Here is a 24213-nt window from a genome sequence, read left to right on the forward strand (position 1 = left end):
CGTCGTAACTTATTCAAACTGCAATGAGAATGTCATAAACCGGAACTAATGTGCAGCGAGTTTCTGAAAATGTAACAACCAAATTTGCTCTGAAATTAAGGAAGATTAATGACTCGTTATACTCTGATTGCATCTGCAATTACCGTGGCTTTACTCAGTGGTTGTAGCTCCTCTCACCAAACCGACGAAAGTGATGGATATCAGTACAGCAGCAAAGCTACCTATTCTGCTCAGCAAGATTTAAATAGTTATGAAGCCGCACCGAAAGGTTACCACGTGGTTTACAGCCAGTTGGTTGAACGACATGGTGCTCGTGCTCTATCAAGCCCAAAATACGACGTGCTGAGTAAGCAGGTGTGGGATTTGGCGCAAAAACGCGGACAATTGACGCCGCTTGGTGAAAAGCTTGGTCCAATCATCGATAAAGTGACGGCGGCGAATGAAAATCTGGGGTACGGACTGCTAACGAAAGTGGGTCAAGAAGAGCCTGCCGGTATCGCATCTCGTATGGCGCAGCGTCTAGATTCCATTATGACTAACGACAGCAATAATCCCGTTTGTATTCAAGTGCAGACCTCAGGTCAAGAGCGCGCAAACCAAACTGCACATTACTTTATGCAGTCATTGGCAAACGACGTGGCTTATGTAGAAAACGATGCTAAGCAGTGTTACCAAACACAATCACCGCCAGATGAAATTGATAAGCAGCTGGTGAATAAGTTTGAGCTCTATTTCCATAAAACAAACCCTGCAAAGAGTGCGAAATACCAACCCTACGCAGCAAACTTTGAAGCCTATGTAGCTTTTAAAGATTCAGAGAAGTTAGAAAGCGCTTTTGATGCAATTTCAGAGTTACCAAAAACCAAGTTGTTGGCTCGTCAAATGTTGGAGCGTATTTACACTAAAGAGTTTGTCGACTTCCTTGAAAATGATGTTTCTAACGACAAGAAGTGCGATATAAACGCTGAGAACTGTTTCAAGACCAACACCAAGAAACCTAGTGAAACGAAAGATGACTGGAAGTATGTACAAAACGAGGTAGATGCTGCCTCAATGCTCTACAACATGTTCATCATCGGTCCAGGAATGCTTCGTGAAGCACAGGCTCAAGGTGGAGAGTGGGGTTTAGAGCAGTTTATTACTCCTGAAGAGTCGGCTTGGTTCTCTTATCAGTCAGATGCTGAAGATTTCTATGAGAAAGGCCCAAGCTTTGCGGATGCGAATGGTGTGACATACAACATTGCTAAACCGCTATTGAAAGATATGTTCAATGAAATGGATGCTGTAGCCAACAACAAGCAGGCAATGAATCACGTGGCAAAGGTACGTTTTGCTCACGCTGAACAAATTATGCCTTTAGCTGCTTTATTACATGTGAAAGGCAGTACACAAGCGGCAGATTCGTCGACGTTGTATTCTCAAGAAAATAATGAATGGCGTGGCGGGTGGGTAACACCATATTCGGCAAACATTCAGTGGGATGTGTATAAGAGTGCGAACAAAGGCGGTGAAACCTTGGTGAAGATGCTTTACAACGAGAAGGAAATAGCGTTTAAAGCCGACTGCCAAGTGTTTGACGGTACTCAGTATTTTTACAGTTTAACGGAACTTGAACGCTGTTATAGCAAAGAGCTGTCAGTGAACTAACGTGCTCTAAAGATGATTGAGTGCAGGCACTCATAAGATAAACCCCGCAGAAAGAGATGCTCTTGTGCGGGGTTTATTGTTTTCTACTGATTATGCTTGATGGTTTTCAAGGACATAATCCAGAGCCCCAACTACAGCAGCAACCTGAGCGTCGTTACACTCTTCATCGGTAACCTTCGGGCTGTCTGGGTAGACTTCTGTTGTAGTGCCGTATTGGCAATTGGTAACACCACCACAAAGACCAAGTTTCTTCATTGGGTAAAGAATCACACCGTGCTGAACCACATCTGAGCCGATGATTTGTCCATTCGCATCTGCGGGTGCAATATGTGTTACTTTAGTAACAGATTCAATAACAGCCGCCTGGAACTCAAGTTGAGGCAGCGCAGTGTCACCGACAGTGTAGAAACCATCTGGAATGCTGTCGGCTTCGTAGTCGATACCATCACGCGCTGCTAAAGCAGGGCGGAATTCGCTTTCATCAGTGTCTGTGGTTTCATGCAAATCAATATGAACCAAAACTTCTTGAGGCAGGCTTGCCACTAATGCCATTAGGTTTGCCGACTCTTCTGCTGGGCTGTCAGCATAGAACGAACGGTTTGGATCAATCGCATTTGGGTTCCAACGGTTAATGGTTTCGTACCCCCAAGGACTGACGCAAGGCGCAGCAATAATATTGAAGTGCTGTTCGTAACGCTTGGCTTCGTTTGCCATAAACTTAAGCGCGCCATGCACACCGCTGGTTTCATAGCCGTGTACGCCACCGGTAATCAACACGGTTGGTTTGCTCGCTTGCCAGTTTTTGCTCTTGATTGAGTAAAGTGGGTAGCGCGCTTCGTCATAAGACAAAGCACCGTATTGCTCTACAACAAAATCGTTTTCTAACGCTTTAATTTTTGTCACAACTTCTTGCTGATATTCGCGTTTGATGGTTGTCGTCGCACGCCATTGTAAGCGTTCAGCCTCTCCCCATTTTTGACCTGGGGTTCCGATTGGGTAAGCTTGTGAATTCTTCATTACTTTCCTTGGAATAATTATTCTCATGCCATGGGATGAGCGTTATTAAAGATGTTTCATCATTTCTGACAGGCTGCTATGTTACCTCTTGTTTTATACAAACCCAAAAGAGAATGTCATATGGCTGGAGCTAGCTTACTCACTTTATTAGACGACATCGCAACTGTGCTAGACGATGTTGCAGTGATGTCGAAAGTAGCAGCAAAGAAAACCGCAGGAGTGCTGGGCGACGACTTAGCACTGAACGCTCAACAAGTCTCTGGTGTAGCCGCAGAACGGGAAATTCCAGTTGTTTGGGCTGTCGCAAAAGGCTCATTTCGAAATAAGCTGATATTAGTGCCCGCCGCATTAGTCATCAGTGCTTTTGCTCCTTGGCTTATCATGCCTGCGTTATTGTTGGGCGGTCTGTTTTTATGTTTTGAAGGTTCTGAAAAAGTACTGGAGAAGCTGTTTCATTCTGAGCCGAAGAAAGAACCCGATGAAGCTTTAGAAGAGATCAATAAGCTCACCATTGAAGAGTATGAAAAGACAAAGATAAAAGGGGCGATTCGTACGGACTTCATCTTGTCTGCGGAAATCATTGTTATTGCACTTGGAACTGTTCAAGGTCAGCAAACCGTGACACAAGTGATTGTCGTCAGCTTAATTGCAACGATTATGACCGCAGGCGTGTATGGTTTGGTCGCTGGTATTGTAAAGCTGGATGACCTTGGCTTTTATCTGGAGCGTAAATCACAAGGTAAAGGGCTGTTATCTATACTGGGAAGCGTATTAGTCGCTTTTGCGCCCAAACTAATGAAAGGCTTGACTGTGGTCGGTACCGCTGCAATGTTTTTAGTGGGTGGAGGTATTGTGGTACACAACGTGCCATTTATTCACCATTGGGTTGAGCCTATTATTATGAAGCTGCCGGATCTCACTTTAGTCAATGCTCTGGTACCTGCGTTACTGAATGGGGCTATCGGTGTGGTTGCCGGTTTAGTTGTTGTAGGGGCAATAGAAGTTATCCATAGAGTGCGCGGTAAATAAAAAGAAAGGTGAGTTGAAATTCGTCTTACTTACTCGCAGTGAGCATGATGGTAAGTTCATGGTGCGTTAGATTCCGCTCAGTTTTCTCACTCACATAATTCAGCTCCAAATCTTGTGTTGGTCAATCCATCACGTAGAGGTCTTGGTAACAGTTTGACGGATCAACAGGAAGCGTTCACTCCAAAATATATTGTCTACTCAAGCTGTAATCCGCACACCATGAACGAAGACGTGAAGAACTTACCAAGCTACAAAGTGGTTAAAGTTCAGTGGTTTGATATGTTCCCACCTACTAACCACGCAGAGGTGTTGGCGTTGTGAGAAAGAGTAATCTAGTCAGCTGTATTTAAAATCGCCGCGTTTGTTTGCTTTTCCACTTATAAAAACTGCGATAAATTGGGCAACGTCTGGCTATCATTGATAGAGAATGACGATTAGAAGCGTGGGGCTAACTTAGTTAATAATACCCCACGCTTAACAACAGACACTGACTCAACCTAACGGCAACAATGCAGCGATTACTGATTTTATTCCTCTCACTACTGATAAGCTGCACGGCCTTCGCTCAGGGCAATGTGTTACGTGGGCCGTCTGTCAAAACTCACATGTCCAAAACTGAAGTGGCGAAAGTAGATCTGGTCAAAGTCGATAAGTCCAAACGCCGTATGTATCTCGTATCCCAAGGCGAAGTGATTAAAGAGTATCGCATTGCTTTAGGTAAATCTCCGCGTGGACATAAGCATCAGGAAGGCGATCAACGAACACCTGAAGGGCGCTATTATTTGGATGACATTATGCCAAGTAGCCAATTTTACCGTTCTATGAGTATCAGTTATCCGAATCTAAGAGATAAATTGCGCGCTCAGGATGAGGGGGTTGACCCTGGCGGTGAGATAAAAGTGCATGGCCTAAAAGACGGCTATGATGGAGACCCACAATTCATTCAAAGCTTTGACTGGACAAATGGCTGTATCGCCTTAACCAACGAAGAAATGGACGAGTTTATCAGCCTAGTGAGAATTGGAACGCCAATAGAAATTGAATGGTGATTTAAACCAACTACATATCAGTTCTAAGCTTACCAAGCAAAAACAACCTTGAAGTTTCCATCATTCCTTCGCATCTACAAGGCACTATTAAAGGCTATCTATAACGAGTTTTTAACGAAATCTAGCCATCTAGGTATGTTGGTTCTATACCAGTCAATGTACTTTTCTTTTTCAGGATTATTTCGGCTAACTAAGATGTTCACCACTTCAATGATAATCCAGCACTTTGCGATGATGAGGTGTCGTAGGAGTTCAGTTTCTGGAAGTAAAGCATTATGCCGAGTGTACTGTTCAATAATGAGTTTGTAGTCAGAAATGGTTCCAAGTCCAGTGACCAAAGGTGCCAAATCAATAGCCGGACTGCCGTGCCCAAAACGCTCCCAGTCGAACAACACAAGTTCTCCGTTGTCTCTGGTTCCCCAATTGCCATCATTTGTATCACCAGATATTAAGGTTTTACACTCAAATATGCAGCTCGATAGTGATTGAACTCGTTTTATTGACGATTCTGCGGAGTTAGGAAGGTTCAATATCCTGAGCGCTTCATCGGTAGCATCATCAGTCCATTCATGCTTTTTAACTGGAAACGAAGGAAAATACTCAGACCGATGAAGGCTGGCCAACTGGACAAACAAATCAGGTTGAGCGCGCAGTTCCTGTAACGAGATTCTATTTGGAATATGTTCGATGAAGAGATTATTTCCATCTAACTTTACTAGTGCAGGTGAATTCACGCCTTTCAAATTTTGAGCAGCGGTTTGATAAAAGTGTATTTCTACTTCTGATGCATCTTGTTTTAACACACAATTAATGCCGTCTAGAACCTCTACAGAAACTCTAGCGTTGCCCATTTTTGATAAATCTTTTGCGAGCATAATTCTTCTTCGTTATCGAGATTGGTTATGCCTGCGCTTGTGATGACTGCAGGTAGTCATCACAGACTTCAAGCTTATAGGCCGTCTTGGAACTCAGCAGACAATCATGCATTTTTTGGCGAGATATCTTATAGAGTTCATCAGTAACAACATGATCTTTTTCCCATTGTTCGCGGCTTGGCCATTGAGCATACCCAACGAAAACATTGGGTAGATCTGACTGATGAAGCCGAGAGCCAAAACTACCACAATGCTGATAAATGGCTTTAGTGAAATCTAGCCAAGATTCTCGAAATGCAGCTTCCATTCCCTCTTTAACTTCAAACTCATACACAGCGATGAACATGATTTTTCTCCTTGCCCATTATCCATATGGTTATCTATCTGCATTATGCCGACTGAATGCTTAAGCGACAAATGACTCTAGTAGCAGTCATCATTGATTAGGTACGAAAAGACGTATTCTGTGTCCATCTGGGTCAATCGCAACAGCGCTATGCCCAAAGACTAAGTTTGTTGGCACTTGGAGGAATTTAACGCCCTTCGCTTGCCATTGATTAAATAGCTGATGCAACGTCTCCGAGTCTTTAACTAACAACGAGAGCTCCGTCCCGCCACCAGTAACGGTTGAACTAGGGTCGGCTGTAGCTAACTGCTTTAACGCAATACTTGTCCCAATCTCTAACGGAAAATAAACAAACGTTGGCGATAAAACTTGCCCTTCACAATCAAATACATCGCTATAGAAGGCTTTACTTGTTTCAATATCTTTCACATACAAAACAAACGAATCAAAGGTAAACATACATGCTCCAAACGTAATACAGTAAGATTTGATTGTTAATGTAATGGCTATCAGTGACAGTTTCTGTCAGTAGCGTATTTTCTGATGATTAATCCCTTCTACTCGCTGCCACTCTTTAAGCAATTCAGAACGATGACGTGGGTACTTTTGTTCAAAGGTTAGCCAATGTTCAATTCTATCTACGCGAAAATTGCGAAATGCTTCTCGGGCTTCACACCAAGCGGCCAAAACATAATGTTGTTGAAACATACCAATCAAAATTGGCCAGATTACCCGAGAGCTTGAGTTTCCTTTTAAATCTAGGTAGTCAATCCTGACTTTGTGCTGATGCCGGATAGCCTGTCGAATATTAGACATATCAATGGTCAACTCTGGCGCTTCAATAATTGATGCTACTCGTATGACTTCTTCGCTGTGTTTAACTTTGTGATTCGCTGGCAATACGGCTGAAATTTTTGCAATGGCGTTTTGAGCGGATTCACTGAATTCTCCATTTGCTTGTTTGGAAATCCAATCAGCACCTAGCAAAAGCGCCTCTAGCTCCTCCATTGAAAACATCAGCGGAGGCAAGGTGAATGTTGGCTTCAATATATAACCAAGACCTGCTTCTCCTTCTATTTCTGCACCTTGTGTTTGCAGTGTCGCAATATCACGGTAGATGGTACGCACACTGACATTTAACTTCTGGGATAAGTGTTCAGCGGAAACAGGGTATTTATGACACCGCAGCAATTGCAGTAAATCGAACAGTCGTTGGCTTCTAGACATAAGAGCAAAGTATTCAGTTAAGTGGAATGGTAATAAGAATCGCTGTGGTACCCACTATAACTTTTATCGCTATGTTAGTTGTACTGAAAAATAAGTACAGAGACCACGCTTTACTTGTATGAATACCACTATGCGTAATAGTCATAGATAAAATGTAAACCTTTCATTTTACTCATATCACCAAATCATTATTATTTGTGTGGATATATCACCAACAGCAATGTGTATTGGCGTATTCGTATCTTAGAAGACTGCTGTAACAAAACATTGAGTTTGTGGGTGGAAACTAATCTCTAAAAGGAAAAAATAATGGTTCAGTTAAGCGATGAAATGTTGCTTCGGTCCGGGGCTATGCTAAAGAATCGTATCGTGATGGCACCGATGACGATTCAATCTGCATTTTTTGATGGCGGCGTGACGCAAGAGATGATCACTTATTACGGCGCTCGTTCTGGAGATGCCAGTGCAATTATCGTAGAAAGTGCATTTGTTGAAAATTACGGTCGTGCTTTTCCTGGCGCATTAGGGATTGATACCGATAGCAAAGTGGCTGGCTTAAAACAATTAGCGGATGCGATAAAGGCGAAAGGTTCAAAAGCAATATTGCAGATATATCACGCTGGCCGTATGGCAAACCCAGAATACAACGGTGGTCATCAACCTATTTCTGCAAGCCCTGTTGCTGCACTTCGTGATAACGCAGAAACTCCACTAGAGATGACAGAAGTTCAGATCGAAGAAATGATCGAAAACTTTGGCAATGCTGTTCGCCGTTCAATTCTTGCAGGTTTTGATGGTGTAGAGATCCACGGAGCCAACACTTACCTCATCCAGCAGTTTTTCTCCCCTCACTCAAATCGAAGAAATGATAAATGGGGTGGTTCTGTCGAAAAACGCACAACCTTCCCACTTGCGATTTTAGAAAAAGTTAAACAAGTTGCTCTATCACTTCAAAAACCAGACTTCATTATTGGCTATCGCTTCTCGCCAGAGGAGATAGAAGAGCCGGGAATCCGCTTTACGGATACCATGTACCTTTTGGATAAACTCGCAACCCACGGCTTAGATTACTTCCATTTTTCAATGGGAAGCTGGGCTCGAAATTCAATTGTCGATCCAGAAGATAAAGAACAACTTATAACTAAGTATCGTCACCTTCAGTCAGAAAATGTAGCCAAAATACCAGTAATTGGTGTAGGTGGTGTTGCTCAACGTGCCGATGCAGATAAAGCGCTCTCACAAGGTTACGATATGGTGAGTGTAGGTAAAGGTTATTTGGTAGAACCTACATGGGCAACCAAGGCACTAAATGAAGAGCAGTGTGCGGAATTTGCTGATATCGCTCAACAGGAACAATTGCAAATTCCTACTCCGCTTTGGGAAATCATGGACTACATGATTGTAGACAGTGCAGCTGAAGCATTAAAACACCAACGCATTAAAGAGCTTCAAAACGTCAAAATTGAGTTTAAGCCTGGTGAATATACGGCTTATGGACGAGGTCATAATAGCGACTTACCAGTAACAGTGACGTTTTCTGAAGATAAGATCCTCAATATCACTGTTGATTCCTCTAAGGAGTCTGATGGTATTGCGAACCCAGCATTTGAACGCATTCCTCAACAAATTATCAATGACCAAACTCTGAACATTGATGTTATTTCTGGTGCGACGGTAAGTAGCCAAGCGGTTATTGATGGCGTATCAAATGCTGTTGATCTGGCTGGTGGTAACTCTGAGGCACTTCGTTGTAAAGCGAGAAAAGCTGTTGAATGGTCATCTGAAACCATTGAAGAAACCGTTGATGTTGTGGTTGTTGGCGGCGGCGGCGCTGGTTTGAGCGCAGCTCTTACGGCACTGGATAAAGGTCGCTCTGTCATTCTACTGGAGAAATTCCCTGCAATTGGCGGTAACACAGTTCGTACCGGTGGTTGGGTTAATGCGGCAGAACCTGAATGGCAGAATAACTTCAGCTCTCTACCAGGTGAAAAAGAATACTTGATGAGTCTTGCTGACACGCCGGAATCAGAGTTTGTAGACAGCTATCTTTCTGATTTTAAAGTACTCAAAGAGCAACTGAATCGTTATTTTGCGGATGCGGCGAATGGCAAACAATATCTGTTTGATTCTGTAGAGCTACATCGTATTCAAACATATTTAGGTGGTAAACGTACCGACCTGAACGGCCAATCCATCTATGGTCAATATGACTTAGTGGAAACTCTGACGTCGAAGGCGATGGAGTCAATTAACTGGTTGAGTGAGAAAGGCATCGACTTTGATCGCAGCGTGGTTGAAATTCCTGTGGGTGCATTGTGGCGTCGTGCACACAAACCGAAGCGTCCTAAAGGTGTTGAGTTTGTTGATAAACTGCAAAAACGCATTCAAGAACAAGGTGGCCGAATCATCACAGATACCCGAGCAACGGATCTGATTGTTGAAGATGGTAAAGTGGTCGGTATCAAAGCGACTCAGAGCAATGGTACTAAGCTGCTGCTACGTGTTAATAACGGTGTGGTGCTGGCATCTGGTGGTTTCGGTGCAAACACAAAGATGATCCAAAAATACAATACCTATTGGAAAGACATTGCAGACGACATCAAGACAACTAACTCTCCAGCATTGATTGGTGATGGTATCGCTATTGGTGAGAAAGCGGGTGCAGAATTAGTGGGAATGGGCTTTGTTCAGCTAATGCCTATCGGTGATCCGAAATCAGGTGCCTTGTTGACGGGTTTGATTGTGCCACCTGAAAACTTCGTCTTTGTGAATCAACAAGGTAAACGTTTTATTGATGAGTGTGAAAGTCGAGATGTACTCGCAGAGGCGTTCTTTGATAACGGTGGTGTGATATACATGATTGCCGATGAGAAGATCCGTAAAACAGCAGCCAATACCTCTGATGAAACTATCGAAAGAGAAATCAAAGAGGGCATAATTATTAAAGCGGATACGCTCGAAGAACTGGCTGAGAAAATCGGTGTGCCGTCATCTGAATTGACCGAAACCATCAAGCAATACAACACCTGCGTAGATCAAGGTTTTGATCCTGAGTTTCATAAAAGTGCTTTAGGTTTAAAAGTAGACCAAGCCCCATTTTATGCGACACCACGACAACCATCGGTTCACCATACGATGGGAGGACTGAAAATCGATACTATGGCGCGTGTTATTAGTAAAGAAGGCGAGATAATCCCAGGTTTATACGCAGCGGGTGAAGTCGCTGGTGGTATCCACGCTGGTAACCGATTGGGTGGTAATGCTTTAATTGATATCTTCACTTATGGACGCATTGCGGGTCAGAACGTCGCTGAGCAAGTTTAAGTTCAGTTAGATATCGTAATCAGAGGGAAACAATGTTTCCCTCTGTTTTTTAACGCTAAATCAATAAGGAATATATGAAAAAATACCAAACCAGATTTCAGATGATGGGAACCTTTATTGATCTAGTGATTCATCACCCTGACGGTGAGCAACTCATCAAAGAAGCCTACCTACAGCTGTATCAGTATAATCAGCGATTCACTGTCAATCAGAACGATTCCGAGTTAATGCGCGTCAACCGAAACGCTGGTATTGCTCCAGTCGTCGTACAACCGGATCTGTTTCATCTTATAAAAATAGCGAAAACGATCAGTGTGGATCCAAAAAATCCATTTAATATCGCCATTGGTCCTCTGGTTAAAACATGGAGTATCGGCTTTAAAAATGCCAAAGTGCCCCAAAAAGACGAATTATCAGCCAAGCTTTGTTTAACTGACCCGAACAACATTATTCTGAATGAAGAAGATCACTCCGTTTACCTGACGCAACCCAATATGGAGATTGATTTAGGAGCAATAGCCAAAGGTTACTTTGCTGATGAAGTGAAAAAGAAGCTGGTAAATGCAGGTGTAGAACATGGCTTTATCAACTTAGGGGGGAACGTCTTAACCATAGGTTATTCTCTTAATAACACTAACCAATCATGGAATGTGGGTATTCAAAATCCGTTTGCACAGCGTGGGGAAGTTGTGCGGGTTGTGCCTCTAAAAGGCCATTCTATGGTCACTTCCGGTATTAACGAACGTTTCTTCGAAGATAATGGTCAACGTTATCATCACCTGCTTGATGCTCAGACGGGAATGCCGATATCAACAGATATTGCCAGTGTTACGATTATTTCTAACCGTTCTGTAGACGGTGAAATCTGGAGTACCGCTGGATTTCTAGAGCGCGCTAATGACGCCATCTTGTACTTAAATCAACAAGTCAATATTGAAGCTGTGGTGATCTCTAAAAACGGGCATATTTATATTACCCAAGGCTTGGCTGATGATGGCAAGTGTATTTTTCATTCTGAATAACGCAGACTCAAAACAATAGCCAAGTAAATGCTATTTCGCAGGCGTTATTTCTTCTAAACGCTTCGCGAGTGACCAACCATCCTCATCTTCCACTCTATCCCTCATCCATTCCGAACATGAATTTTTCTCACAATCAACATTAAGTAATAGCGTTATTAAACTTGTAGCACGCCAGTTATAACTAAGTCATGGATTTAACGAAAGATGGTTTTGATTTCATCTAAATCACATTGAAGATAACGCTCATGACTCAGAATTTTACGTTCACAATTAAAAAGACCTGTCTTGATGAAAATTATCATCCATCAGACAAAACTCGTATCACAACTAACTTTGCGAACTTGGCTCGTGGTGAAAACCGTCAGCAGAACTTACGCAATGCATTGAATATGATTGACCGCCGATTTAACGAACTGGCGTCTTGGGATAACCCAACGGGCGATCGTTATTCGGTAGAGCTGGAAATCATCTCTGCCGATATCAAAATGGAAAATGCAGACGAAGCTATTCCATCTATTGAAGTGTTAAAAACTTATGTTGTTGATCGCAAGACGAACCAACGTATTGAAGGCATTGTTGGTAACAACTTCTCGTCTTATGTGCGTGATTACGACTTTAGCGTACGTTTACTGGATCACAACAAAGGCAAATCGCAATTCTCAGTACCAGAGGATTTTGGTGAGTTGCATGGCAGCATATTTAAGTCTTTGATCAAATCAGAGGCTTACCGACAAAACTTCGCCAAACCACCAGTGATTTGTTTGAGCGTTTCAGACAGCAAAGTGTATAACCGCACCAACAACCAGCACCCTGTTCTTGGTGTTGAATACGAGCCGAATGAATCGTCATTAACTGAACAGTACTTCCAGAAAATGGGCTTACAAGTGCGTTATTTCATGCCGAAGAACAGCGTAGCGCCATTCGCATTCTTCTTCTTTGGTGACCTACTAAACGACTACACCAATTTGGAACTGATCAGCACCATCAGCACCATGGAAACCTTCCAAAAGATTTACCGCCCTGAAATCTACTTTGCCAACACAGTAGCAGGGGAGCGTTATCAACCGAATTTGAAGAGTAATGAACACGCATTAACAGACATTGTGTATGACCGAGAAGAGCGCACTCGACTCGCCATTGAACAGGGTAAGTTTGCGGAAGAAGCCTTTATCAAACCCTATCAATCGGTTCTTGAGCAGTGGTCAGCTCAATACGCTTAATCCTTAACGAGACAGAAGAACAGCCAGCATCATGACAAAATTATTCCCAACATCGACGGCAGGTAGCCTGCCAAAACCTATTTGGCTAGCTCAACCAGAAGTACTTTGGTCTCCTTGGAAACTAGAAGGACAAGAGCTGATTGACGGTAAACACGATGCACTGCGCGTAGCATTACAGGAGCAGTTGCTTGCAGGTACCGACATTGTGAGCGACGGCGAACAGACTCGTCAGCACTTTGTGACCACTTTTATTGAAAACTTAAACGGTGTTGATTTTGAAAACCGCCAGACAGTGAAAATCCGTGACCGTTACGAAGCTAGCGTACCAAGCGTTGTGGGTCCCGTTTCACGACAAAAAGCCGTGTTTGTTGAAGATGCAAAATTCCTGCGTTCACAGACAGACAAGCCAATTAAATGGGCACTTCCAGGGCCAATGACCATGGTTGATACGCTGTACGATGCACACTATAAATCTCGCAAAGAGTTAGCGCTTGAGTTCGCTAAAATCCTTAATGAAGAAGCAAAAGAACTTGAAGCGGCAGGTGTAGACATCATTCAGTTTGATGAACCAGCATTCAACGTCTTCTTTGATGAAGTCAACGATTGGGGTATAGAGGCGCTGGAACGTGCAATCGAAGGTCTGAAATGCGAAACCGCCGTGCACATTTGTTATGGCTATGGAATCAAAGCCAATACCGATTGGAAAAAGACTCTGGGCAGCGAATGGCGTCAATACGAAGAAGTATTCCCTAAACTGCAGAAATCGAATATCGACATCATCTCTCTAGAGTGTCATAACTCACATGTACCAATGGAACTGCTTGAACTGGTGCGTGGTAAAAAAGTGATGGTTGGTGCCATTGATGTAGCAACCAACAGTATTGAAACACCTGAAGCTGTTGCAGCAACGCTGCGTGAAGCGCTGAAATATGTTGATGCCGATAAGCTTTACCCATGTACAAACTGCGGTATGGCTCCGCTACCTCGTGAAATCGCACGTGAAAAACTCAGCGCACTCAGCGCCGGTGCTGAGATTGTAAGAAACGAGCTTTTAGCGAAATAACAACGCTTAGTCACTTCGAATTAAGTCAACTCGAAAGGTTATCGGTTATTGAATCGGTAACCTTCTAGAACCTAGATACATAAGCTAATTACTTGCTGAATATCACCGTGTATCTAGCAATGACGTAGGTGACATTCTGAAGAAGTATAATATTTATCGATTTGGTGAATATATTTAGGATCAAAGTTACAACAATAAATAGGCAGTGATTATGAAACCAAAGCGATTTATTGTTTTTTAGCTGTGATTATTGTTTGTTCTGAATGGCTTTTTATTCCGAGAAGGATTGTGCAATCGGAAAGCCCAACTGAGAGAAAACTAGAACACAAAATAGCCTTCTCGGAGAAGTAACGCAGCAATGCGTTATTCGTCGATTCATATTCACCTAAGCCTACATCTCCATGAGCGAGATAAATACCACCAACCACAACGCCTAATTGCTGGTACCTCATGAAATTGAATGCGGCATCTTCGCTATTAAAAGCAAATAAGTAGTCTGATGATTGATTCAAATTACGAATATCGGCTAAGTCCAGATTATTTGGCATTTCTTTTGACAATAATTTGTTGGTTAAATTAATGACAACATCTCTGATGGCTGTTGAATCATTATTAGGGTTATCGAATACTACAAACTCAACATGATGCAATAGACAAATTTTCGATAATTCGGAGCTTTGTTTAGGAGAAAGACCAGATACAAATAGGGCGTCAAAAGGGATGTCAGATAATATCGACTCTGTAAGATCATTTGTCGCAATCGAATACCCATTTTCTAAGGCAACTGTATTTGGTAAAGAGATGGCTATGTGTAACTCATCAGCGACAGATTCGGTTGGTTCAAACATTCTTTACCCCTGTTTGAATGAACATGATAACGGCTTACTTTTGAAACGTAATCTATATATTGGCCATATTACTTTGTCAAAGAGAAGAGGCAAGAGTCACTTTTCTCGTAACTTGATCAAGCTAAAAGTATCAGTTAATCAATTGGTTAAATGAGCCAAAAGTCTTTTTTACGTAATATAAATATGTTAAATGTGTCTTCATGTGGTTCGCTAAGCCATTGAAAAGGAGCAAGCTTGGCGAAATTTAAGCGATGGACATAGGATTGTTATATGCTCAAACTTATCTTATTAGCATTGGCCTTGGTGTGGCTAGTTTTAAGGCAAAAGACTAAAGACAACCCCGAAAAGACAAAAACAATAAAATGTCGAAGATTGCTTGGATACTCATTAACCATGAGTATCATCTGGATAATTATTAAAGGATTTGGCATTCCTCAAAACCAAATCCATGTCGAAGCTGCCTACAAGATTAACAATGGTTCGACGCAAGTCCTCTTTGGTTATTCTGAGAACCGTTTGATACCCGCCCTCCATGCTCCCAGATTCTATACATATAACTTTGCTGATATCTACAAGGTGCATGAGTCTGACAGAAAAGCTCTGCGGGAAAAGCATCCATATGTAACTGACCCTCAAATTTGGGTAAATTATTTTGGTGGTATGCTGATTTTTCTGCTTTTGACATCTTGGTTTACCAGAAGTCTAAAACTCGACGGCAAATGGGCCGAGGCGTTGGAGGCAGATCAAAAGAAGTCCTATCTTGAGTTTGAAGAGTGGGCAGAGGCCAACAAAGTACGAAAACTTCATTCTTTTAAGCTGTTGCGCGAATCTGAAGAGAGACGCAAACGACTCGATGTTGTTAGCGCTCAAAAGCTTGCCATAGTCACCAAAGCGATTAAAGCGCGAGGTATTGATCCTGCTATTTTTTCGGGCTTACAGAAGGTTAAGGAAGCGGGTTTATCTACTTTATATGTTGTCGCAGAACACCTGACTCGTGGTGAGAATGAGTCCGTGGTAATGAAATATGGAGCGGTATATCCAGAAGAGTTTGAAAAGCAACTATTAGAGATAGCCAAGCGCGATGCACAGAAAAAAGCAGACGGAACAAATACAGATACTAAGCTAGATATTGTTCTAAGAACCGCTCGAGAAAACTTATATATATTTCCAACAAGTGCTTTGCAAATATTCTCACGTGAAACCTTTCGCCAAGTACAATCACTAGCAAAATTGGTGGTGGGTGAAGATTACCTTGCAGTCAAAGAATCTGACGCTTTGACTGATACAATAACTAAACAGCAAGCCGTACTTCATGTTCAATACGTATGCTCACTCGAGAGTGATGAATTTAAAGATCTCTCTGATGCTCCCTATCCTGTTGGTTACAGATTTGAAGATAGTAAGAGCCAACTAACCAAAGTGTTTAATGGTAAGAAAGTTTCAAGGACTCCTATTTCAGCATTTTACTTTGGCGTTAAGGCGCATTGGAAATTAATGATAAAAGGAGAGGTTGTAGATTGCGGTGATATTAGGAGCATTCCCGATCCAGGTATCGCCGACTATGCCTTCCCTAGCGTAAAATCATTTGAGGGGGAGAGCTTACTGGACGCTCGCGAAAAATATTTCACCTCAATTGCGCGAACCAACATCTCATCACTGGTATCACAGATACAGGGTAAGCCTGCTAAAAAGGACATTTCCGCTGCAATTGATAAGGCGAAATACCACAAGTACAAAGCCAAGGCCAACGAAACGAAGAAGCTACTCAAAGAACTTGAGGATGCGCTTAGAGATGAGATTAAGTCCGAGACACAGTATGAGGCGGCATCAATATTGACTCAGAAAATCTATGAAAAATATAAGGACGAGATAGACGCGTTGGCCTTCTCCATTATCGACAATGACGTAGACCCAGAAATGACTTTATTTATTTTGGATGAGTTAGCTGAGTTGTTCCCTGAACTTGGCGAGTATGTTTCAGGCCTTGGAGTGGAGGTGTTCAGTGATTAGATTTGTCTCCACCTTTGCTTTATTGATGATAGCTCTACCTGTTAAAGCTGAGTCGAAGCTATATGACATTTTGAAAGAAGGGATTTATGGTGAGGTCGGGTCGCAAATAGCAAGCTTACCCGGTCTCAAACAGCTTCAAGAACTAGAAGAAGCTAAAAAATACAAACTTGTAACCAATAAGCCGCACAAAGGCAGATTGAATTACAAGCCTGAGCAAGAACATAGAAATGCATGGATCTCATTATACGGAACGCAACGAAGTATCAGACTCTTTGGTGATGCCTCTTTACCCGTAGGCCAGCACACGGTATTTGTTACTCCTTCAGACAGAAACTTGATGTACTACAAAGGAAAAGTAGTGATTAAAGAAGGTCATTCTCAAGAACTCACCGTCCCCAAATTCTATGCACGCAACATGCTGTTTGAATTCAACATTACCACTACTCCGAAGAATGCGACGATTAGGGTAATGAATATCAGACCTAAGTATCGATACGGGATGAAACTTCCTTTTAAAGAAGAGGGCTATGATATCGAAATATCTAAACGTGGATATAAAACCATTCGAGATGTGGTCAACTTAAATTCGGAAGGGCAGCATTTTCACTATTCTTTAAAGCGTTAAGATTATAATCAATAGACCTTAGGGAAATGGCGACATTTCATCATTGCGAAATGAAAGGTTACCTGACATAGATGCGGTAACCTTTTTTATTGCATTAAACTCGTCGCCTTTCTTTTTCTATCGCTTTCGAAGATACTCTTGTACAAATTTTTTAGCCGGAAAACCTCATGCCCCAAGCCAATTCTGTGGTCGTACTCGACTTTGAAACCACTGGCCTTTCGCCTAATCTTGGTGATCGTGCAATAGAGATAGGTGCGGTTAAGCTAGTCGATGGTGAGATAGTTGATAGTTTTCAGCAACTCATGAATCCCGGCTTTAGAGTCAGTTCATTCATTGAGAGTTACACTGGCATCACTAACAACATGTTGCGTACAGCACCAAGCTGCGACGAGGTGATGTCATCATTCAGTGAATTTATTGCCGATGAGAACCTGATAGCACATAACGCTTCGTTCGATAAACGTTTTCTAGACGCAGAACTTGAGAGAATCAATTGCGGTTATTCGGGGGAGTTTGCTTGCTCTTTACTTGTGGCAAGACGACTGATTCCAGATGCGCCGTCCCACAAACTTGGCGAGCTTGTTCGCTACAAAAACATCGAAAACAACGGCGTGTTCCACCGAGCCTTAGCCGATGCACAGATGACAGCTAACCTCTGGCTTAGAATGGTTGAAGACCTAGAGCAAGCTGGAATCGTAAAGCCAAGCTTCGAGTTTATGCAAACCGTTAGTAAAACAGCAAAAGGAAAAGTGAACCTGTTACTGGCCAGAAGTCGTGTTTAGTTAAAATCCGCAGAGAGCAAAAAGGCGTTAGCAAATTCACACCTGCTAACGCCTTTATTATTGGTTTAAGATTACACTAATTTTGACTATTCAACGTCGCAATCAGTACAACTTTGTAGTGCTATTTCGTGTTCAAAGACAACGGTATTTTCTTCCGATAGCTCTGCTATTTCGTCCGCAACTTCTTTCTCATCTTCCGCTTCAACTTGATTTTCCAGCTCTTCTTCTGAGTAGCCGTAGAAGTTCAGCAATAAGTAATCACGAGCTTCGTCTTTAGTACAAGTCACGTTCACAGAAAGGTCTGGTTCAACGTCGCCTTGTTCGATGATTACAGCCACTTGCGCTAAAACATCCTCTTTCATCGCAGGCGTTAACCAACCTAGATCTGTGCTCACTGTGGTTTTTTTACAGTTAAAACAAGGGAGTGGATGAAAGTAATATTGAAAATCAGTCATAGGTAATTCTTCTCTGAGTGTTGTATAGCGAGATTATGCGTGTTTTCTAGCAAATTACTATCTTAATAGGCATTGAGGTGTGAATTGGCTCAGCTAGTTTAGGGTAGGGCACAGGAGAGTCTACTCTAGCTATTCAGCGAACTCTAAAAACATGGTTTAAAGGCTTGCTAGTAATAAGCCTATTTGTGGTGAGCTAAAAGATAAATGGACAGATCGCCCAGTTCTACAAAATTAATACGTTCATGTGCTTTATTGGTATCAGCCTGAAACATAACTGTGCGGCTGTAACGTGTGCCGAGATAATGTATCTATGAAGTGTTGTTACTACTCGCATTATTGCACCAACATTTGTTGGTTAACTGATAGCTTGTCACTTTCAGAAATAAAAAAACAGCTGTACAACCAGCTGCTTTTTATTCTTACCGACTGTTTTGTAATGAGTTTAGCGTAACCAGTTGGTTTTACTCAGTTCAATCAGTTCGTCACCACGGCCATTAATAATAGCTTTCATCATATACAGGCTAAAGCCTTTTGCATGTTCTACTTTAATTTGTGGTGGCATAGCCAGTTCTTGCTTGGCTGTGTCGACTTCCAGTACAACTGCTCCTGGATATTCAAGGGTTTCCGTCAGTGCCCCAGGTAATTCTTGAGGATCCGATACATGAATGCCTTTAATACCACAGGCTTCCGCAATACTAGCAAAGCTTGGGTTTTCTAAATCTGTATCATCAGACAGATAGCCACCCGCTTTCATTTCCATAGCGACAAAACCTAACGAACGGTTGTTAAATACCACTATTTTAACTGGAAGATTTAACTGGTTTAGAGATAACAAATCGCCCATCAACATTGAAAAACCACCATCACCACACATCGCGATAACCTGACGGTCACGATTTATAGCTTGCGCTCCCATTGCCTGCGACATCGCATTAGCCATTGAACCATGATTAAATGAACCGATAAGTTTACGTTTACCATTCATTTTCAGATAACGGGCAGCCCAGACAGTTGGAGTACCAACATCACAGGTAAATACGGCATCTTCTTTGGCTTGCTCGCTAATCAAACGTGCCAAATATTGAGGGTGGATCAATCCATGTGAGGTTTTACCTGTTGCCAGAGCGTCTAAGTCTTTACGGGCAGAGGTATAGCTTTTCTGGCAACTTTCCAGGTGTTTGGATGAACGCTTACTGTCGATTAACGGTAACAGAGACGCAATGGTACTTTTCGTATCACCCAGAATGCCGATATCAATATGTGCATGGCGACCTAACGATGCAGGGTTATTATCGATTTGCAGGATTTTTGCTTTTTCCGGATAGAAAGCACGGTATGGGAAGCTTGAACCAATGATCAATAAGGTATCGGCTTCACGCATGGCATGGTAGCCAGAAGCAAATCCGATAAGACCGGTCATTCCCACATCATATGGATTCTCATATTCGATGTGTTCTTTACCACGCAGAGCGTGAACAATAGGGGCCTGAAGAACTTTTGCCAGTTCAATGACCTCATCGTGAGCACCTTTCACACCAGCACCACAAAGTAGGGTGACTTTCTTACTGCCATTCAGTTCTTCTGCAAGTCGTTCGATATCTGTTGCTTGTGGTGCATAAAACGCAGTCTGTGGGACCTGCCATTTAGGTTGAATGCCTTCTGGCATGGATTTAAGTGCGATATCACCCGGCAGAACTAATACCGCAACGTCATTATGCAGAATAGCCTGACGCATCGCAGTTTCAAGGATGTATGGCATCTGCTCTGGGCTGGAAACCAATTCACAAAAAACACTGCATTCCTGGAATAGTTCTTGTGGATGGGTTTCCTGAAAATAATTTGAACCAATTTCAGTGGAAGGAATGTGCGCGGCGATGGCTAACACGGGAACTTTATTGCGATGACAATCGAACAGACCATTAATCAGGTGCAAGTTACCCGGACCACATGAACCAGCACAAACTGCCAGTTTGCCGGTTATGTGCGCTTCTGCTCCTGCAGCAAATGCCGCCACCTCTTCGTGACGAGTGCCCATCCACTCAATTTCGTCAATTTTTCTTAAGCTGTCACTAATTCCGTTGAGTGAATCACCAGTGACTCCCCAGATCCGTTCAACGCCTGCTTGGCGAAGCGTTTCTGTTACGAAGGCTGCTATGGTTGTGCTCATGAGGCTTCTCCAATTTTTTGAGTTGTAATTATTTGAGCGTAACTAACGTTGCAAGATAAGCTTGACGTCTTTTCTTATCTTCCTCTCACTACGAAACTTGTTCAATATACATTTTTTGAATTTTTACAATATTTTTTTATATAACTAAAGTTTTTATACAATTGGAGAATATAGAACGAAAATTATTAAAAAATAGATAAGAGAATTCGAATATAGAAATTAAAAGATATCTAGAAGATTGGTCGTTTTCCTGTAGATATCCGTCCGACAGACGCTTACGGAAACAGTGTTTAAGCGGTAGCATTTATGGGTGTGACTAAAACCCGGTGGTATCACCTTTGAGGGTAGTAAAGAAAAAATTAAAGAGTCTTCTCCTCAAAAATACGCTCGTAAAAATACATTGTGTAGGAATATGGTAGGGACATTAAAGCGGTATGGTTATCTCTCACTCACTGAAACAGCCGTGTATCGTGTGAAGCAGTTGCTGGGTAAGCGGCAAAGTTATAGAGGTGAGAGGAAGTAAGTTAAATTACTGTCCTGTCACTAAACGAACTAATCGCTCGAAAGTTGCAATGGGGCTGCCGTGATCGGCGCTGGCGCATTTATGGACATAAACGTTTTAGAACTGATGTTCTAAAGTACGTCGGTCACATTAGGAAAAATATCTCGAAACCTCTGTATCTTATTTTGTAACCCTTAAAACAAACATCGGCATTACACATATTTAACGCTTATGAAATTCAGAGAAGCACCTCAAAATAACTTTTAACTATTTCTTTTGGCAAAAAACGTTTCATGTTTTTTATAAAGACCAATGTTGTTTACTGGCTCAAATGCTGCCAGACCATCCACATTGTGTAATGCCTCAACCATCTGTCGATTAAAGCTGGCATTACCCTCATCATTCAAGAACTCAGAGATAGAAAGCCACTTTGCTTCGGCAATTTCATCTGTATCACGAATGTTAATGTATTCAGAAACAGCTTGTAACCGACAAATCAAATACATATTCGTCTTGCCAAATTGAAATGGGTGCCTAGTTGTGAGTCCCAGGATTGAACCAAATTCAGTATCAACTCCTGTTTCTTCAAGAACCTCTCGAATGATCGCTGTCTCTATTTTTTCACCGAGTTCTATGTGTCCACCAGGCAGCTTGTAACCATTCATACCATGCTCCTTGATCACTAAGAGTTGACCTCGACTATTTTTAACGATTGCACCAGCTCCAAGCGAATGTGTTGGAATAAAAGGAATAAAAGTCGTAGATTGAGCTTTAAGAATAAGCGTTAATTCGTGCTCAAGACAGTTATGAAAAACAAATCCTAGCTCTGTAGCTTTAGGCACTAGATGGGACAAACCAATAGGCAGCGTTAGCCAGACTAAGTTCTTACTCTCAGACTGTGCAAATGACACAATGTTTGATAATGCCATTTTGAATGTATCAATGTCGGAAGGGACATCTTCTATGTTTATAATAATGCCATTAAATTTATCATTCTCGAATTTCACGATTCCCTCTCTCTGAATGTATTACAGCCCTAACCACGATACTCTAACTCAGGCATGGATGTTCGAAATTGTTCTTTATGAAACATAAACTTTAACTGTTGAGTTAGATTTCTTAGTCACATACGTCATTAAACACAATGCAACACTGGTTGCTACCAAAGAGGAAGACAATGCTACTTTGAAATCTATATACTCAGCGATAACACCAACAAGAGATGTTCCAGCCATCATCCCAATTCTCATAACATTCGTGTAGTAAGCAGATGCAAATCCACCATTCTTAGGGAACATGTCTTGAATGATGGTGATACCTAAACCGACAAAAATTCCATAAAATAGGCCATTAAATACCTGAATTAATATCAAGCCGCTCATCGAAGTTATTACTTGTAATAGTGCGTAGTAAGTAATTGCACATATAAATGCAAAACTCATCAAACGGTACTTTCCGTATTTGTCACATAATGAGCCTGCGATCAACATCACTGGTATCTCAAATGCCGCTGTGACACCAAGAAGAAGGCCAGGGAAATACATTGGGATCCCTACCTCTTGAGTAAGATATAAAGGCATTGCGGTAATATATACATGGTTAGCTAAGTTACCGAAAAGGATTATCCCCCCAAGAAAAAAAGCTAAGGTATGTAACTTACCAGAAGCAGTGTTGGCTTCCTTTGGAATTTCCAAGTTATTGGAATTGAAAGCTGGAAGATATATTAAGGAAAGTAAAATAACCAACACGGCTAATATAGTTACGATGGCAAAGTTTGCTTGATAACCCCAAAAATCTGCAATAACGAAGGCCAAGGCTGGACCAATAATCCATACAACAGATACACCAGAACGCATCTGTGTATTAAGCTTAGTCACATTTTTTCCTGATTGTTCTGCGAAGCGCTTAATCATAGACAATATCAATGGAATACAGGCATTTCCAGGTCCCATGAGTACGACTCCTATTACCAGAGCTTGCCATGGGTGCGTTACATACGAAAAACAAACAGCAGATGAAGCGATACAGATAACTGATAGTATAAAAAGCCAGCGGTCATTCACCCCTCTATCAGATAAAGCTCCAAATAACTGGCTAAAAACCATTCCAGATATTGCGAAACTAACACTATAGTAGGCGATAAAATCAGGGCTAGCACCAATCCCATTGACTAAATAAACACTCATAACTGGCAATATAAATGCATATGCTGTTGCCGTTAGGCTGTTTATAATGAATAACTTTCCTGACACCCCTGATATTAAATCTTTCACATACTATCCTTTACTAAATGTTTCCTACTCTCTATTGCAATTAACACGCTAAAGCATTTAATTTTTTTGGTCAAACATTGATTTTTTAGAACTGCAATAAGTCAAAACTGAAACATTTTGGTGCATAAAAGAGCCTGCTCACTGTTGGCTGGCACAAGAATCACTCAGTAAGAATTGGACGGAAAAAGCTACGTTCATAACTCACTACACAATCCGTTTCTTCTGCATACTTGAATGCAGCTTTACAGTTTTCGTCTGATGCTGATTCATGACGGTATTTTTCATATTCAGATAAGGATGGAAATGAAAACAACGCCATTGCAATATTATTCGCTCCTTCTGACGGTAAAAAATATCCATGATGTATTCCACCAAACTGTTCAACGAGTGGAATCCACATACGTGCATAATGTTCAAATTCAGGGATTTTCTTAGGGTCAATAACGTATCTGACGTAACAAGTGATCACTGGCATCTCCTTCTATTTTTATAGGCTACTCACATCCTGAGTATTAGATAAGTTTGGTCAAAGAATCTGGAATTCAAGCTAAGCAATTGAAGTTAGTAACACCGAGTGGGGCAGTTTCGAGTTAGAAAGTGCCGAATGAAACGTATCTGGATAATTTGGAGTGAGTTGTATCTTGGATGTGTCGGTTAGGCAACACCTGTTACCAAGAGTTGCCTTCCTTAAAATGTTACGTCATATGGTGCTAACCGCCACCAAGGTGCATT

General features: G+C 41.9%; 21 protein-coding genes and 1 pseudogene. 11 read left to right on the forward strand and 11 right to left on the reverse strand.

Going from position 1 to position 24213, the window contains the following annotated elements; all coding sequences use genetic code 11:
• The first annotated feature begins 108 nt into the window (after positions 1-108).
• Positions 109-1647, forward strand: a complete 1539-nt coding sequence (locus HUO09_RS07910; RefSeq protein ID WP_188233577.1) for a histidine-type phosphatase — start codon at positions 109-111, stop codon at positions 1645-1647.
• A 90-nt stretch (positions 1648-1737) separates the two neighbouring features.
• Here HUO09_RS07910 and HUO09_RS07915 read toward each other — a convergent pair whose 3' ends face one another.
• On the reverse strand, positions 1738-2664 hold the full coding sequence (locus HUO09_RS07915; protein ID WP_188233578.1) for a M14 family metallocarboxypeptidase: 927 nt from the start codon (positions 2662-2664) through the stop codon (positions 1738-1740).
• A gap of 120 nt (positions 2665-2784) precedes the next feature.
• On the opposite strand from HUO09_RS07915, the gene HUO09_RS07920 reads away from it, so the two are divergent.
• The 3 genes and pseudogenes from HUO09_RS07920 (at position 2785) to HUO09_RS07930 (ending at position 4742) form a co-directional block, all read left to right on the forward strand.
• Positions 2785-3693: a DUF808 domain-containing protein gene (locus tag HUO09_RS07920; protein ID WP_188233579.1), complete on the forward strand. Its 909-nt coding sequence runs from the start codon at positions 2785-2787 to the stop codon at positions 3691-3693.
• A 63-nt stretch (positions 3694-3756) separates the two neighbouring features.
• Positions 3757-4014 (forward strand): annotated as a pseudogene (gene rumB, locus HUO09_RS07925) (23S rRNA (uracil(747)-C(5))-methyltransferase); the annotation flags it as partial.
• Between the two features lie 284 nt (positions 4015-4298).
• Positions 4299-4742 carry a murein L,D-transpeptidase family protein gene (locus tag HUO09_RS07930; RefSeq protein ID WP_188233580.1) on the forward strand — a complete coding sequence of 148 codons (444 nt, stop codon included), beginning with the start codon at positions 4299-4301 and terminating at the stop codon, positions 4740-4742.
• Positions 4743-4840: 98 nt separating this feature from the next.
• Here the strand turns inward: HUO09_RS07930 and HUO09_RS07935 are convergent, their stop codons facing one another.
• The 4 genes from HUO09_RS07935 to HUO09_RS07950 form a co-directional block, all read right to left on the reverse strand.
• Complete coding sequence (locus tag HUO09_RS07935) at positions 4841-5617, reverse strand: phosphotransferase family protein (RefSeq protein ID WP_188233581.1); 777 nt, start codon at positions 5615-5617, stop codon at positions 4841-4843.
• A 25-nt stretch (positions 5618-5642) separates the two neighbouring features.
• Complete coding sequence (locus HUO09_RS07940; RefSeq protein ID WP_188233582.1) at positions 5643-5963, reverse strand: antibiotic biosynthesis monooxygenase; 321 nt, start codon at positions 5961-5963, stop codon at positions 5643-5645.
• 90 nt (positions 5964-6053) lie between these two features.
• The gene (locus HUO09_RS07945) at positions 6054-6422 is read right to left on the reverse strand and encodes a VOC family protein (RefSeq protein ID WP_188233583.1); all 369 of its coding nucleotides are present in this window, start codon (positions 6420-6422) and stop codon (positions 6054-6056) included.
• Positions 6423-6488: 66 nt separating this feature from the next.
• The gene (locus tag HUO09_RS07950; protein ID WP_188233584.1) at positions 6489-7190 is read right to left on the reverse strand and encodes a YafY family protein; all 702 of its coding nucleotides are present in this window, start codon (positions 7188-7190) and stop codon (positions 6489-6491) included.
• A gap of 309 nt (positions 7191-7499) precedes the next feature.
• Between HUO09_RS07950 and HUO09_RS07955 the strand changes: the two genes are divergently transcribed.
• The 4 genes from HUO09_RS07955 to HUO09_RS07970 all read left to right on the forward strand — a co-directional run bounded on the left by HUO09_RS07955 (position 7500) and on the right by HUO09_RS07970 (position 13819).
• Complete coding sequence (locus HUO09_RS07955) at positions 7500-10514, forward strand: NADH-dependent flavin oxidoreductase (protein WP_188233585.1); 3015 nt, start codon at positions 7500-7502, stop codon at positions 10512-10514.
• A gap of 74 nt (positions 10515-10588) precedes the next feature.
• Positions 10589-11536, forward strand: coding sequence for an FAD:protein FMN transferase (locus HUO09_RS07960; protein WP_188233586.1), 948 nt, complete (start codon positions 10589-10591; stop codon positions 11534-11536).
• 245 nt (positions 11537-11781) lie between these two features.
• Entirely contained in the window at positions 11782-12756 is a 975-nt protein-coding gene (locus HUO09_RS07965; RefSeq protein WP_188233587.1) for a DUF1852 domain-containing protein, read from the forward strand.
• A 31-nt stretch (positions 12757-12787) separates the two neighbouring features.
• On the forward strand, positions 12788-13819 hold the full coding sequence (locus HUO09_RS07970; RefSeq protein WP_188233588.1) for a methionine synthase: 1032 nt from the start codon (positions 12788-12790) through the stop codon (positions 13817-13819).
• 227 nt (positions 13820-14046) lie between these two features.
• Here HUO09_RS07970 and HUO09_RS07975 read toward each other — a convergent pair whose 3' ends face one another.
• Positions 14047-14667 (reverse strand): hypothetical protein, encoded by a 621-nt coding sequence (locus HUO09_RS07975; RefSeq protein WP_188233589.1) that lies wholly within the window; start codon positions 14665-14667, stop codon positions 14047-14049.
• A 270-nt stretch (positions 14668-14937) separates the two neighbouring features.
• Between HUO09_RS07975 and HUO09_RS07980 the strand changes: the two genes are divergently transcribed.
• The 3 genes from HUO09_RS07980 (at position 14938) to HUO09_RS07990 (ending at position 18084) form a co-directional block, all read left to right on the forward strand.
• Positions 14938-16677, forward strand: coding sequence for a hypothetical protein (locus tag HUO09_RS07980; protein ID WP_188233590.1), 1740 nt, complete (start codon positions 14938-14940; stop codon positions 16675-16677).
• Positions 16670-17302, forward strand: coding sequence for a hypothetical protein (locus HUO09_RS07985; RefSeq protein WP_188233591.1), 633 nt, complete (start codon positions 16670-16672; stop codon positions 17300-17302). Before HUO09_RS07980 ends, HUO09_RS07985 begins: the two co-directional genes overlap by 8 nt.
• Positions 17303-17469: 167 nt before the next feature.
• A complete protein-coding gene (locus HUO09_RS07990; RefSeq protein WP_188233592.1) occupies positions 17470-18084 on the forward strand; it encodes a PolC-type DNA polymerase III in 615 nt (204 codons plus the stop codon).
• A gap of 86 nt (positions 18085-18170) precedes the next feature.
• On the opposite strand, the gene HUO09_RS07995 is transcribed toward HUO09_RS07990, so the two are convergent.
• The 5 genes from HUO09_RS07995 to HUO09_RS08015 all read right to left on the reverse strand — a co-directional run bounded on the left by HUO09_RS07995 (position 18171) and on the right by HUO09_RS08015 (position 23950).
• Complete coding sequence (locus HUO09_RS07995) at positions 18171-18539, reverse strand: hypothetical protein (protein ID WP_188233593.1); 369 nt, start codon at positions 18537-18539, stop codon at positions 18171-18173.
• 442 nt (positions 18540-18981) lie between these two features.
• Positions 18982-20706, reverse strand: coding sequence for a ubiquinone-dependent pyruvate dehydrogenase (gene poxB, locus HUO09_RS08000; RefSeq protein ID WP_188233594.1), 1725 nt, complete (start codon positions 20704-20706; stop codon positions 18982-18984).
• 765 nt (positions 20707-21471) lie between these two features.
• Positions 21472-22215 (reverse strand): NUDIX domain-containing protein, encoded by a 744-nt coding sequence (locus HUO09_RS08005; RefSeq protein WP_188233595.1) that lies wholly within the window; start codon positions 22213-22215, stop codon positions 21472-21474.
• A 75-nt stretch (positions 22216-22290) separates the two neighbouring features.
• Positions 22291-23481, reverse strand: coding sequence for a sugar efflux transporter (locus HUO09_RS08010; protein ID WP_188233596.1), 1191 nt, complete (start codon positions 23479-23481; stop codon positions 22291-22293).
• Positions 23482-23641: 160 nt separating this feature from the next.
• Positions 23642-23950 (reverse strand): NIPSNAP family protein, encoded by a 309-nt coding sequence (locus HUO09_RS08015; RefSeq protein WP_188233597.1) that lies wholly within the window; start codon positions 23948-23950, stop codon positions 23642-23644.
• Between the last annotated feature and the right edge of the window lie 263 nt (positions 23951-24213).

It is taken from the genome of Vibrio sp. Y2-5 (assembly GCF_014596725.1).
Classification (GTDB): Bacteria; Pseudomonadota; Gammaproteobacteria; order Enterobacterales; family Vibrionaceae; genus Vibrio.